This window comes from Undibacterium sp. Di27W, from assembly GCF_049340345.1.
Classification (GTDB): domain Bacteria; phylum Pseudomonadota; class Gammaproteobacteria; order Burkholderiales; family Burkholderiaceae_D; genus Undibacterium.
Genome location: NZ_JBMPOS010000001.1, coordinates 370463 through 384201, shown reverse-complemented (window position 1 = coordinate 384201; position 13739 = coordinate 370463). Strand labels below are relative to the sequence as shown.

General features: G+C 50.3%; 10 protein-coding genes and 5 tRNA genes. 7 read left to right on the top strand and 8 right to left on the bottom strand.

All coding sequences use genetic code 11. The features are described from left to right. The first annotated feature begins 56 nt into the window (after positions 1-56). The gene (locus ACO0LF_RS01630) at positions 57-1634 is read left to right on the top strand and encodes an ABC transporter substrate-binding protein (RefSeq protein ID WP_423011309.1); all 1578 of its coding nucleotides are present in this window, start codon (positions 57-59) and stop codon (positions 1632-1634) included. 105 nt (positions 1635-1739) lie between these two features. On the opposite strand, the gene ACO0LF_RS01625 is transcribed toward ACO0LF_RS01630, so the two are convergent. Further along, the gene (locus ACO0LF_RS01625; protein ID WP_423011307.1) at positions 1740-3311 is read right to left on the bottom strand and encodes a thioredoxin family protein; all 1572 of its coding nucleotides are present in this window, start codon (positions 3309-3311) and stop codon (positions 1740-1742) included. 241 nt (positions 3312-3552) lie between these two features. Between ACO0LF_RS01625 and ACO0LF_RS01620 the strand changes: the two genes are divergently transcribed. Both ACO0LF_RS01620 and ACO0LF_RS01615 read left to right on the top strand, forming a co-directional pair. Next, positions 3553-4077, top strand: a complete 525-nt coding sequence (locus ACO0LF_RS01620) for a DUF2846 domain-containing protein (protein ID WP_423011305.1) — start codon at positions 3553-3555, stop codon at positions 4075-4077. Positions 4078-4521: 444 nt separating this feature from the next. Continuing rightward, positions 4522-5580 (top strand): sulfate ABC transporter substrate-binding protein, encoded by a 1059-nt coding sequence (locus ACO0LF_RS01615; protein ID WP_423011303.1) that lies wholly within the window; start codon positions 4522-4524, stop codon positions 5578-5580. 154 nt (positions 5581-5734) lie between these two features. Here ACO0LF_RS01615 and ACO0LF_RS01610 read toward each other — a convergent pair. The 4 genes from ACO0LF_RS01610 to gltX form a co-directional block, all read right to left on the bottom strand. Then, positions 5735-5810: transfer RNA gene (locus tag ACO0LF_RS01610), tRNA-Glu, on the bottom strand. A gap of 66 nt (positions 5811-5876) precedes the next feature. Further along, positions 5877-5952 (bottom strand) — tRNA-Glu (locus tag ACO0LF_RS01605). Positions 5953-5984: 32 nt separating this feature from the next. Continuing rightward, positions 5985-6060, bottom strand: a tRNA-Ala gene (locus tag ACO0LF_RS01600). A 64-nt stretch (positions 6061-6124) separates the two neighbouring features. Beyond that, entirely contained in the window at positions 6125-7519 is a 1395-nt protein-coding gene (gltX, locus tag ACO0LF_RS01595; protein WP_423011301.1) for a glutamate--tRNA ligase, read from the bottom strand. 191 nt (positions 7520-7710) lie between these two features. Between gltX and ACO0LF_RS01590 the strand changes: the two genes are divergently transcribed. The 3 genes from ACO0LF_RS01590 to ACO0LF_RS01580 all read left to right on the top strand — a co-directional run bounded on the left by ACO0LF_RS01590 (position 7711) and on the right by ACO0LF_RS01580 (position 8940). Further along, positions 7711-8613, top strand: coding sequence for a pseudouridine synthase (locus ACO0LF_RS01590; RefSeq protein ID WP_423011299.1), 903 nt, complete (start codon positions 7711-7713; stop codon positions 8611-8613). 72 nt (positions 8614-8685) lie between these two features. Next, a tRNA-Pro gene (locus ACO0LF_RS01585) sits at positions 8686-8762 on the top strand. A 101-nt stretch (positions 8763-8863) separates the two neighbouring features. After that, positions 8864-8940: transfer RNA gene (locus tag ACO0LF_RS01580), tRNA-Pro, on the top strand. 79 nt (positions 8941-9019) lie between these two features. Here the strand turns inward: ACO0LF_RS01580 and ribD are convergent. Together ribD and apbC are read right to left on the bottom strand one after the other, a co-directional pair. After that, positions 9020-10117 (bottom strand): bifunctional diaminohydroxyphosphoribosylaminopyrimidine deaminase/5-amino-6-(5-phosphoribosylamino)uracil reductase RibD, encoded by a 1098-nt coding sequence (gene ribD, locus ACO0LF_RS01575; RefSeq protein ID WP_423012417.1) that lies wholly within the window; start codon positions 10115-10117, stop codon positions 9020-9022. Between the two features lie 22 nt (positions 10118-10139). Continuing rightward, entirely contained in the window at positions 10140-11228 is a 1089-nt protein-coding gene (gene apbC / locus ACO0LF_RS01570) for an iron-sulfur cluster carrier protein ApbC (protein WP_423011297.1), read from the bottom strand. Between the two features lie 202 nt (positions 11229-11430). Between apbC and ACO0LF_RS01565 the strand changes: the two genes are divergently transcribed. Continuing rightward, complete coding sequence (locus tag ACO0LF_RS01565; protein ID WP_423011295.1) at positions 11431-12117, top strand: carboxypeptidase regulatory-like domain-containing protein; 687 nt, start codon at positions 11431-11433, stop codon at positions 12115-12117. 74 nt (positions 12118-12191) lie between these two features. On the opposite strand, the gene ACO0LF_RS01560 is transcribed toward ACO0LF_RS01565, so the two are convergent. Then, positions 12192-13718, bottom strand: coding sequence for a phage tail sheath family protein (locus ACO0LF_RS01560; protein WP_423011293.1), 1527 nt, complete (start codon positions 13716-13718; stop codon positions 12192-12194). Positions 13719-13739 lie beyond the last annotated feature (21 nt).

Genomic DNA, 13739 nt, shown 5'->3' with positions numbered 1-13739 from the left:
CTGATGAAAAGCGCAGGCAATGGTAAGCTTGCAAGATTGAAACTTGAAAATTGCTTATGCTTCCCACCACAAAAAAATTCCTGCTCCCTGCACTGCTTGCAGTCTCGCTGGGTATTTCCCAGCCTGCTTCCAGTCTTGCAGCCAATCTCAAGATAGGCCTTGCCGCTGACGTTAATTCCATGGACCCGCATTATTTCAATAGTGGACCGAATAACGCCATGGCCTCGCATTTGTTTGAGGCACTGGTCAATGTTGATTCAGATGGTCGCGTGGCGCCTGGCCTGGCTTTATCATGGAAGGCCATCAACCCTACTACCTGGGAATTCAAATTGCGGCCTGGCGTGAAGTTCCATGATGGCAGCGAGATGACAGCAGAAGATGTGGTGTTTTCCCTGGACAGGCCAGCTCAGATAAAAAATAGCCCTGGCCCCTACACCAGCTTTACCAAACAAATTATTGGCAAACAGATCGTTGATGCCCATACCTTGCGTCTGAAAACGGCAACAGCATACGGCCCGCTGCCGCTGGACATGAGTTCTGTATTCATCGTTTCAAAAAAAGCAGCATTGCAGGCAAGCACCGATGACTTCAACAGCGGTAAGGCAGCAATCGGTACCGGCCCCTATAAATTTGCCAGTTTCAAACGCGGTGATGCAGTTGAGCTGACAAAAAACGATGCTTACTGGGGTGAAAAATCCGCCTGGGACAAGGTTAGCTTCCGCATCATCACTGCAGGTGCGCCGCGCATGGCTGCTCTCTTGTCTGGTGATGTCGATGCGATAGAGAGCATCCCTCCAGCAGATTTGAGCAAACTCAAAAGCAATGCCAAATTCAAGCTGGAACAAAAAATTTCCTGGCGCACCCTGTTCTGGCAACTGGATCATCAGGCCAGGGTCTCACCCTATATCACCGACAAGGCAGGCAAACCCCTGACGACCAATCCGTTGAAAGACATACGCGTGCGCAAGGCGATTGCCAAGGCCATCAACCGCACAGCATTGACAGAGCGCATACTGGAAGGCCTGGCAGTGCCAGCATCCAATCTGGTCGCCCCTGGCGTGTTTGGCTATAACGATGCCTTGAAAGTGGAAGCCTATGACCCGGAAGGCGCTAAAAAATTACTGGCGGAAGCTGGCTATCCCAATGGCTTTGCGATTACTCTGCATGGCCCCAATAATCGCTATATCAATGATGAACAGATAGTGCAGACTGTCGCACAATTTCTCAGCAAGATAGGGATACAGGCCAAGGTGGAGACACAGCCGCTGGCAGTGTATTTCCCCAAGACGTCCAAGGGCGATTTCAGCATGGCCTTGCTGGGCTGGGGTTCACTGGCTGGTGATTTTGCCCTGCGTACCACTCTGGGCACTGTCAATGCCGACAATGGCTGGGGTAGCTGGAACTGGGGCAAATACAGCAACCGTGCACTGGATGAGGCAATACAATCTTCCCTCGCCTCTGTCGAAGCTGACAAGCGCGAAGCATTTGCCAAAACAGCCATGGCGACCGCCCTGCAGGATTATGCAGCCATCCCGCTGCATCATCAATATGCCAGCTGGGCCATGCGCAAGGGCTTGCATTACAAGGCCAGGACGGATGAATTTACCTTTGCTCATCAATTCAAGCCAGACTGACTTGCATTGAAAATCCCATAAAAAAAATCCCGCGATATCAAGTCGCGGGATTTTTTTGTTTTATACCAAGATTGCCATCAGGATTTATGTATCAAGATTTATGTATCAAGATTTACTAAGCACACCCTGGCAAACTGTTTTTTGCGGATCACTCGCGGGTAACTTGCCGCAAATGCCATCGAGTTGCGTGCGGGCTTTTTGATAAGCGACCTGGTGCTTGCCTTCTTTATTCCAATCTGTCAGTTTTTTACCCATTTTTTCCAGGTAGGCACGGTTACGCTCATAAAAGGCATTGTCAATTTTCGCAGCTTCACCAAAAACATTTTGCACCGCTTTTTCTATACGGGCATCATCATTGGGTGCCAGTTCAACCAAGCTACTGACGTAGTTGGAACCCCATTGCAAACGGGTGGCTGGGCCTTTGGCGGCGTTATACGCCTGTTCATACCAGTTTGCAGCGCCCACTTTATCGCCGCGCTTCTTGGCATTTGAACCCAGGGTGGACATGAAATAATAAGGCGAATGTGAACGCTTGAGTTCAGCCTTGAGCAAGCTGTCTGAATCATCAAGCAAGCCAGCATCACCCAAAGCATGGGCAGCCGCATTGACGACAGACTGGCGCTCATAGGCATCGGTGGTTGCCTGTTCTATCAGACCCACACGTTTTTGCACATCCTTTTGCAAGGCTGCTTCTGGCTTGGCATTATCCAGACTGGCCAGAGCAACCTGGGCACCAACTGCTCCCAATCTGTCGGTCTTGGAAATCGTGGCATCGTCGGCCAGCTTGACCAGCGCCGTGTTCCAGGCACGTACCAGCTTGTTGCGAGGCTCAGATTTGGCAGCGGTCAAGAACTCGGTGATTTCCCCGGCGGCATTGCTCAACAAATCCATATTGTCGCGCGCTGTTTTGGGGTCATTAATGGCTTTCAAGACCTTCTCTGTTGCCTGTGTCTTGTCTATATTTGGCACAGTCTGGCCAGGCTTGGCCGTGGCTGCAGCGTAAATACCGCGCATATACAAACGTGTGGCATGCAAACCAGCCGGGCTCAGTTCAGACAGTTTGAGCAAAGTCGCCACCAGTTCTTTGCCGGGCACCAGTTTTTGCTCAGGATCATCCCATGAATAATCGGCCAGCAAGCTCCAATCCTCATCCTTGAGATTCTTGCCGCCGGTCAGTGCCAGCTTCATGGTGTCTTGCACGGACAACGTGGTATTCAGTGCCTGGGTCAGGACTTGCAGATAGCGCTCAGAATCAACTTCGCCTGGCAAACGGGTGATCTCGGTGCCGTCAGGCTTGAACAGGATCATGGTGGGATAGCCGCGCACCTTGAATTGCGATGCAAATTTTTGCGCACCCGGCGTATCACCATCCAGATAGACAGGAATGAAATGACGCGACTTATCGATGAACTCCTGGCGATTGAAGATCGTTGCCTTTACTTGGTTACAAGGTGGACACCAGATTGCGCCCCAATACAGAAACAAGGGTTTATTACTGGCCTTGGCCTGGGCAAAAGCCGCTTCAACATTATTATCTTTGCGCCAGTCTATGCCACCCTGCGCGGCATTGGCAGCATGGGCAGAGGCGCTGGCTGCCTTGCTATCGGCAGCATGCGCTGGCAAGCTGGCAATGCTGCTAGCGAGTAAAGCAAGTATCAGAGAGGGAGTTATCTTCATGGATTTGGACCCGGGATAAATATATCAGGCGTCCAGTGTAACAAAATTAATGTCCCTGTTGTGCACCAGACCTGGCCTGTTATCAGACTAATTTTGAGCTTGCATATTTGTTTTCTTAGACTTGATGAGCCAGTTTGACTAAGTGAACTGCGTATTGCCAATGGGCTTGGAAGTTGTCACCTTGAATGCTATCTGCTATCTTAGCGCGTCATTTAAGCTTAGCTCTTTAATAAATTTCACTATGATGAAACGCTACTTTATTTTACTGATCTCCATACTACTCACCGCATGCGCGGCAACGGGTCCTGCATATCAAGCAGCCAGGGCACCTGAAAATGGCAAGGCTCTGATCTACGTCTACAGAGTAAAATCATTTGCTCTAGGAGGCAGAGATGCTTACTTTTACGTCGACGGGAAAAATATCGCTGATTTAAGTGTAGAGGGATACACGTGGTTTCAGATCCCGGCAGGAGAGCATAAGTTTGAACAAAGATGGCCTGCCGATGTGCCCGGCAGCACTAACCCTGTCACAGCAAAAATAGCACAGCTTTTTAAAAAGAGCAGCGATGATGGAAGTGTAGAGAAGAAAACACTGCAACAAGGTTATGTCAATTGGGAAGCAGGACAAACCTATTACTATCGTTTTGGAACCAACCTCGCTGGCACCTCTCCAATGAAAATAGAGTGGTTTTTACAAGAAATCACTGCCGAGCAAGCCCTGCCAGAGCTAAAGAAAACAAAATTACAAAACTCCTTCACAAAATAAAGGGCGCATCAATTCAGTCAGCATCGTATTGTCATGCCTCAACACAATAAATGGCCTGGGATACGATGCTGTCACGATGTAGATAAGCTGGAAAATTTACGTCCTGCCATTCAAACTTGGCAAACAGCGCAAAGGAATGCTACCTGAAGCCACCCGTCTATTTGCCTTACTTCAAAGTATTGTTTATGTCGATAAGGCCCGGTTATCGTGCGGCATTCTTTTCGACATTTCCCAGACTGTTTAGCAATAACCCTCTTTAAAATGCCGCAACTCCTCCCAGGCATGTTGCAATCAATCCCCCATCTGCTTTTGATGCCTGTACCTCACTAAACTTTGCCTGCAACCAGGGATTATGCTTTTCTGATATAAGCAAGTAAAAATATCATCGTTCACAAGCACTGTATTTTTACGCAAGATGGACGATCTGCAAATTGAGAGAGAAAAATGAGCAAGATCGCCCACGTAAAACAATTAATCAAAACCCGTCAACGCCAGCGCCGCGCCAGTTTTACTGCTGCATTGCTGATCGCGGGTGTCAGCCTGCTCGCCTTCTATAGTACGGCACAAGCCGCCACAGGCAGCATCTTGAATGCATCGTATGACGTGACCAGGGAATTGTTCAAGGACATTAACCCGGCCTTTGTCGCGGACTGGAAAAAGAAAACCGGCGAAAGCATCAGTGTCAACCAGTCCCATGGTGGCTCCAGCAAACAGGCACGCTCTGTTATTGATGGGCTGGAAGCATCGGTAGTCACCATGAACCAGGCCAATGACATCGACATCCTGGCCGATAAGGGTTTGTTGCCACAGGACTGGGCCAAGCAATTCCCCAACAATGCCGCGCCGTTTTATTCGACCATGGTATTCCTGACACGCAAGGGCAACCCAAAACATATCGCCAGTTGGGATGACCTTGGCAAACCTGGCTTGAAAGTCATCATCCCCAATCCAAAAACCTCAGGCAATGGCCGCTATAGCTATCTGGCAGCCTGGGGCTCAGTCATCAAAACTGGCGGCACAGAAGCACAGGCACGGCAACTGGTAGAAAACCTGTTCAAGAATGTGCCGGTACTCGATGGCGGCGGACGTGGTGCCACCACCACTTTCACCCAGCGTGAAATTGGTGATGTACTGGTAACCTTTGAAAACGAAGTGCAACTCGTGCGCCAGGAATTTGGCGACAACTTTGAAGTCGTTTACCCCAAAATCTCCATCCTGGCAGAATCGCCGGTCGCGGTAGTTGATAAAGTGGCAGACAAACTGGGCACTCGTAAAATTTCTACCGCCTATCTGCAATTCCTGTATACCGAAGCTGGTCAGGATTTGATCGCCAAACACTATCTGCGCCCACGCTCAGAAATCGCAGCAAAAAAATATGCAGCCTCGTTCAAACCTGTGAATTTGTTTACTGTCGATGATGTATTCGGTGGCTGGAAACAGGCGCAGAAGAAGCACTTTGATGATGGCGGGGAGTTTGACCGTATTTATCAGACGAAAAAGTAAGGGGAAATTTAAAACGGTAAAACCGGGGAAATGAAGCGGGTAAGTGAAGCAGATCAATGCTAAATCATTTACCCGTTTTTCAAGGAGGAAACTCTGAAAAACAAAAAAGCCTTGATTTCTCAAGGCTTTTTTGTTTCTCTTAACGAGAACTTACTGGCGTCCCCAAGGGGATTCGAACCCCTGTACTCACCGTGAAAGGGTGATGTCCTAGGCCTCTAGACGATGGGGACATATTCTGTCCGTGTTACTGACCTAAACTACAACAACTTGTTGTCCACAATAAGCATTAAGTTTATTGGCGTCCCCAAGGGGATTCGAACCCCTGTACTCACCGTGAAAGGGTGATGTCCTAGGCCTCTAGACGATGGGGACAACAAGTATGTTTTCTGCTCTGCCACATTTTTTGGTGGAGGTAAGCGGGATCGAACCGCTGACCTCTTGCATGCCATGCAAGCGCTCTCCCAGCTGAGCTATACCCCCGACGCTGCAGAACAGAAACAAGATTATAGGGGATACATCGCAAGATGTAAAGCCCCCAGACTTTCTAGCCTGCAATTACGCTCAGGCGCTGTATAACGACTTCACGGCCAAACAGCTCGATGACGGCATCAATGGATGGCGTTTGCAATTGACCTGTCAGCAGCAAGCGCAAAGGCATGGCCAGTTGCGGCATCTTCAATGAGAAGTCGGCCAGGGTTTGTTTCATGGCGGCAGACAGTGCAGCCTTATTCCATTCCACGGTTTTGCACAGCTCGGCGTATTGACGCAAGGCTGGCAAGATAGCTTCAGTCACATGCTGGGTCAGCAATGCAGGATCTGCCGCTGGCTGACGATAGAACAGCATGGCAGCCTGCCCCAGCTCTACTGTGGTATTGGTACGCTCTTTCAACAGTGCGATCACGGCTTCCAGTGCAGGCGCATTGTCAAACTGCGCACCATCATCCAGCATTTGCTGTTTGATCAAACCAGCCAGGCGCGCATTGTCGGCGGCCTTGATGTAGTGGTTGTTGATCCATGCCAGTTTTTCAGGATTAAACTGGGCGGCAGAACCAGACAAATGGCTTAAATCAAACCAGCTGCACATTTGCTCCATGGAGAATATCTCATCATCACCATGGCTCCAACCCAGGCGCGCCAGGTAGTTGAGCATGGCTTCTGGCAGATAGCCCTGTTTTGGATACTCCATCACACTGACAGCGCCATGGCGCTTGGACAGCTTTTGCCCGTCCGGGCCTAATATCATGGGTAAATGACCATAATGCGGCAAAGTCGCGCCAAGCGCATTGAGGATATTGATCTGGCGCGGTGTGTTATTGACATGATCGTCACCACGAATGACATGGGTGATTTGCATATCCCAGTCATCGACTGCGACGCAGAAGTTATAAGTAGGCGTGCCATCAGGGCGGGCAATAACCAGGTCATCCAGCTCACGGTTACCAATAGTGATTTGTCCCTTGACGACATCCAGCCAGCTGACTTCGCCATCCAGAGGATTTTTGAAGCGTATCACCGGTTTGCGGTCAGCCGGAATCGCTGGCAAGGTCTTGCCAGCTTCAGGACGCCAGGTACCGTCATAGCGCGGTTTTTCACCTGCTGCACGTTGACGTTCACGCATGGCCTCAACTTCATCTGGTGAAGAATAGCAGTGATAGGCAGTGCCTTTTGCCAGCATGTCAGCCAGCACTTCGCCATAGCGCTCCATGCGTTTCATTTGATAAAAAGGGCCTTCGTCATGATGCAGACCCAGCCAGTTCATGCCATCCAGGATAGCTTGCACGGCTTCTGGCGTAGAGCGTTCAAGATCAGTATCTTCTATGCGCAGCACGAAAGTGCCACCAAAATGACGGGCAAATGCCCAGCTGAACAAGGCAGTGCGGGCACCGCCAACATGGAGATAGCCGGTAGGGCTGGGAGCGAAACGAGTACGTACAGTCATGAGATCACTAGCCTGCGCCCTGCTGTCGATAAGCTGACACACTAGGACGCGATAATGGTTAAAACCAGCATTTTACCGTTTTAACATCCCGGGCGGATAGTTTCATGATACACGCCAGACCGCCAAGCTCCTCCCCCATGCCTGCATGATAGTATGGCGGCGCAAACAGACCATACAATAAACGATCAGATATGCAAGTCCAGCCCCTTCAAACCCTACCATTGCCAGTGCGCGATGGCATCGCGCCCAGCTACATCTGGATACCCGAAGGCCATTGGGACAATCTCTGCCATTTTTTGCAAGCCCATTTCCCGGATGTGGATGCCAGCACCTGGCAAGCACGGCTGGAAAAACAAGAGGTGGCAGATCAGCACGGCAAGACTCTGCTTGCTGACAGCGCTATCAAACGTGGCATGTGTATTTACTACTACCGTGAAATAGAGAATGAAACACCCATCCCGTTTCATGAAGAAATCCTGTTCCAGGATGCGCATTTGCTGGTAGTAGACAAGCCGCACTTCTTGCCTGTCATTCCATCAGGACGGTTTTTGCGAGAAACCCTGCTGGTCAGGCTAAAGAAAAATACAGGCTTGATGGATCTGACCCCCATACACAGACTGGACAGAGAAACCGCAGGCGTTATGCTGTTTTCCCATAATCCAGTCACCCGCGGGCAATATCAATCCCTGTTCCAGCGCAAAAGCATGACAAAGACCTATCACGCTGTTGCAAAGCATTTGCCAGAACTGGTTTTTCCTTTCCGTCATTGCAGCCGCATGGAAGAAGCAGACAAGTTCTTTGTCATGCGTGAAGTGGCAGGCATGGCAAATTCAGAAACCCTGGTTGATATCAAGGAGAGGCGTGGTGAGCATAGTCTCTACCAGTTGCAACCAGTGACCGGTAGAAAACATCAATTGCGCCTGCACATGAGCAGCCTGGGTGCACCTATTTTGAATGATGCGTTTTATCCAGTCGCCCTACCCTGCAAGGCGGATGATTTTTCTGCTCCTTTGCAGTTGCTGGCAAAATCCATCTGTTTTGATGATCCGATTACTGGACAGCAACGCTATTTTGAAAGTAAAAGATCACTGTAATCGCCTGCCATAGAGGGCCAGACTGGCAAACGGGTTGACAGCAAGTCTCTAAAGCAGTAATATTGCGGTCTTCGGAGTGTAGCGCAGCCCGGTAGCGCACCTGCTTTGGGAGCAGGGGGTCCAAGGTTCGAATCCTTGTACTCCGACCAGATTCCAGGGATCGTCAGAGACGATCCCTTTTATTTCGGTAGATTCAGATCTTGTTTTTCAAGCTGCATCAATTGAAATAATAAATGACAGACCAGTTTTTCGGAGTGTAGCGCAGCCCGGTAGCGCACCTGCTTTGGGAGCAGGGGGTCCAAGGTTCGAATCCTTGTACTCCGACCAAGTTAAAAAGGATCGTTGATTATTCAACGATCCTTTTTTCTTTTCTGCCTTATATTTTCCTGCTTCACATATAAATGATTTATCTGAAGCGCGCCAATACCCGCAAATCATCTCCTACCTGACTAACTTCCTGGAAGTGCAAGCCCCTGGCTTGATCCACATGCGTTAATTCAGGTAAATTAAATAAACCAGCCCCACTCCCCAGCAGCTTGGGTGCCAGGTACAGCAATAATTCATTGACACAGTCTTGCCTGATTAACGCACCATTTAATGTCGCCCCAGCTTCCACATGCAATTCATTGATTTGCCTGCGACCCAGTTCTTGCATCAAAGCTGGCAAATCGACTTGCTGATTTGCACCACGCAAACAAATAACTTCTGCCCCCGCCTGTTCCAGTTGCGCCTGCTTTTCAGTTTCTGACACAGCACAAACAATCAAAGCTCCACCTTGCAAAACCCTGGCTTGTGGCGAGATACGCAGATGTGAATCGACAATGATTTTTTGTGGCTGACGTGGAGTGTCTATGCCCCGCACATTCAGCATGGGGTCATCCGCCAGCACGGTGCCTATGCCAGTCAAAATTGCATCCGCACGTGCGCGCCAGTGATGACCATCCTGCCTTGCTGCTGACCCGGTGATCCACTGGCTTTGGCCATTACTCAAAGCGGTGATGCCGTCGAGGCTGCCAGCAACTTTCATTCTGACCCAGGGCTTGCCAGTCTCCATGCGCTGGAAAAAACCTAAGTTCAATTCCCGCGCCTGCAAGGCAAGATCAGGAAAAGTACCACATTCAACTGCGATACCGGCTTCACGCAAAATACTTAAACCGCGCCCAGCCACTTGTGGATTGGCATCTTGCATGGCCGCGACCACGCGGGCAATACCTGCATCGCGCAAACCATTTGCGCAAGGTGGTGTACGACCAAAATGGCTGCAGGGTTCAAGCGTGACATAGGCAGTGGCGCCACGCACGTCGTTACCTTTTGCTGCAGCATCGCGCAATGCCTGCACCTCTGCATGCGCCTGCCCCACAGGCTGGGTCCAGCCCTGCCCCAGCACCTGACCATCACGCACTATCACGCAACCCACTTTGGGGTTGGGTGAAGTTTCTATGCTGGCGCGACTTGCCAGTTCCAGCGCCTGCTGCATGTAAGCATAATCAGCCTGCCTATCCATACTATCCATACTCGCCTGCACCTCAGGTATTTTGTATGGTGATAGTCGGGAATTTGCTGGTCATGTCCTTGGCTTTTTCAGCAACCTTGATCGCGACTTTGCGGGCAATGTCTTTATACAGGCCAGCGATTTGCCCATCAGGCTCGGCGACCACAGTCGGCGTGCCAGCATCAGCTTGCTGGCGTATCGTCATCGTCAAAGGCAGGCCACCGAGGAAATCGACGCCAAAGTCTGCGCACATCTTTTGTCCGCCGCCTTCGCCAAAAATATGCTCGGCATGACCGCAGTTGGAGCAGATATGGATGCTCATGTTCTCAACGATACCGAGGATAGGGATGCCAACTTTTTCAAACATTTTGAGACCCTTGCGTGCATCCAGCAAGGCGATGTCTTGCGGAGTCGTCACGATGATGGCACCAGTGACCGGCACTTTTTGTGACAGCGTCAGTTGCACATCGCCAGTACCAGGTGGCATATCAACGATCAGATAATCCAGATCACGCCAGTTGGTTTGCCCCAGCAATTGCTGCATAGCCTGGGTCACGAGTGGGCCACGCCAGACCATGGGCTCGTCAGGGTCTATCATGAAACCGATGGAAGATACTTGCAGGCCATGGTTTTCCAGCGGTTCCATGGTTTTGCCATCGACTGTCTCAGGGCGGCCAGAGATGCCCATGATCATGGGTTGCGAAGGGCCATAGATGTCGGCATCCAGGATACCGACAGCCGCACCCTCAGCGGCCAGGGCCAGGGCCAGATTGGCAGCGGTAGTCGATTTGCCGACCCCACCCTTGCCTGAGGCCACAGCAATGATATTTTTCACGTTAGGCATGAGTTTGATGCCAGGCTGCACAGCATGGGCAATGATTTTTGAACTCACATTGACCAAAACCTTGCCCACACCTGGCAAGGCCGTAATGGCAGCCACAACGGCAGCGCGTATCAGTTCAAACTGGCTTTTAGCCGGATAGCCCAGCTCCACATCCAGGCTCACGTCTGCGCCTTCTATCTTGATATTTTTTACTGATTTAGTCGTGACCAGGTCTTTATTCGTGTTTGGGTCTGTCACTTTTGCCAATGCGGCTTTAATGTCGTCAACTGTAATACTCATGCAATTCTCCATAGATATGTCGCAAGTCTAGCGCAATTTGCGTATCAAGGCTGCATCTGTCCTGATCTATCCTGATCTGCTCCGATTACCAGGACTGTTGTAAGCAGGCATGTTGAAGCATCGCAAACTTCCCTTGCCCATTAGAGTTCAAGCATAATGACCCTGCCCGTATTTGTACTTATCAAAAAATCAGGAGACACTAATGTCCATTCAAACAAAACTGCAAGCGCATAAATTTTGCCTGTCATTGGCTGCACTGGGCCTTTGCAGTTATTCCCTGACTGCCCAGGCTGGTTTGCTGGTAGGACATTTAACCGACAAAAACGGGCAAGCCATGAGCAATGCCGTTTTGTTTGCAACGCCGCTGGACACGCCCTCCCCCGCAAAAAAACCTGGTGAAACCAGCGTGGTGGCACAAGAGAATTATGCTTTCAGCCCATATCTAACTGTCATACGCGCAGGCACTCAAGTTCGCTTCCCTAACAAGGATAATCATGAACATCACCTGAAGTCATTTTCCCCGGCCAAGACATTTGAATTGCGCGTGAATAGCAAGAAAGAAGAGCCCGCCCCTATCTTGTTCGATAAAGTCGGCGAAGTTGCCCTGGTCTGTCACTTCCATGACTGGATGCGCGGCTTTATCTATGTTGTTGATGCACCGTATTTTTCCAAGACCGATGCATCGGGCAGCGTGGCCCTCAACAATCTGCCCGCAGGCAAATATGAAGTCAAAGCCTGGGCTCCGAATATGTTTGGAGAAGCTTTGGCGCAAACTGTGCAAGTGGGCAACGATGGCCCAACCAACGTCAAATTCCAGTTCAATTTCGTGCCCAAGGCACCACCTGCTCCTCGCAATCTGAGCAAGGGTGCGACATTTGGTTATGACTGATTTATTGTGATTTACAGAGTGTCCCGCATAGCGCAGGGCACTCGTCATCTGCTGAATTACAGCTTAAACGCAGCCTAGTCGGCTTGCATTTGCTGCTGGAAAGTCAGCACAATAAATTCTGCGGGATGCACCAGCGCGACCTTGACCGTGACATTCATCACACCATCAAGCAGGTCTTGCGCTGTCATGGTGCTACCCAGACCGACACTCACGCTGTAGGCGTCCGTTGCCTTGCTGCCAACCAGACCGCCTTCCTTCCACAATGTATTCAAAAAATTGCTGATAGAGGCGTTTACGCTATTCCAGGCCAGATTATCGTTGACCTGAAACACATAGGCTTGCAAGGCAAGTTTAATCGATTGCTCTATCATCATCACGGTACGCCTGACATTGATATAACGCCAGTCATCACTATTCCCCGCCAGGGTACGGGCTCCCCAGACCAACAGGCCATAATTAGGGAACGTGCGTATGGCGTTCACGGCCAGACCATTCAAGGGGACATTCAAGGCAGACTGCTGCTGATCATTGATGGCGACCACAGGAGAAATAGCATTGATGACAGTCGTGTTGGCTGGTGACTGAAACACGCCAAAAGTATGATCGGTACGCGCATAGACGCCCGCCATCGCAGCAGCGGGTGGCAGCAGGTTAACGCTGCTGGCGATATTACTCATGCAGAATTGATATAAGGGTGAAACCGCCATCAGGCTTTGATGACGCTGGCGTACCGCCACTGCATCGCCTGCCTGCGTCAATGCATTGACGATGTTGAGGTAAGACTGCAACTTTGGCGCACCTGGATTAGACGGTGGAAATAAAGTAGGCGCTTCTGTGCTCAAATCTGCCACCAGCAAAGGCAAGCTAGCTACTGAAATCCAGCTGTAGTCTATCTCACCAAGGCTGATGATATTCGTGTTCAGCCATGGATAATAACTTACAGCATATTTATTGAACTCATCACCCAGCCCGGCAATTTTGTAGAAGCCACCGCTACCCGTACCACCCGTGATCGGGTCTTGCGCACTGCCATCGGCAGCTAAATAGCCATTGTGCACATCCAGTATGCATATGATGTGTTGTGATTGCTCACAGCTTTGTAATGCCAGTTGCGACACACTGGTCCAGTCATCCAGGCCAAGATGCACTGCGTCTGGCATGACCAGTAAATCTGCTTCTGCACAGCCAGCAGCTATAGTCAAAGCATTTGTATAAACGTCTTTGCTAAAAGTACCGGCAGCAATCACTTCATCGTAAGTGCCAAGAGACAGCACGTAGCAAATCCCGCCGCCATTATTGAAGAACAATTCCAGGCCATAGTAGAGACCGAAAGCAGGTGCAGCTTTATTGGCCTGGTATGGCGGCGTTGCCTGGCTATTGCTGAGGTAGTCATATTCTATCTGTGGAGCAGCACCGAAGATATCAATGTATTCCGCTAGCGATGAAATGCGTACTGGCAGAGCTGCTCCAGCTGCCTTGGTGCTGTTCTTCGCCGTATAGCCAAGAAATACAGGGACAGCAGTAGGGACTGCTACCACCGTACTGGAAAAACCATCCACTTCAGTAACATACACACCTGGCGTTGCAAGTTGCTCTATCATGCCTCGGTACTCCCTGGTAAT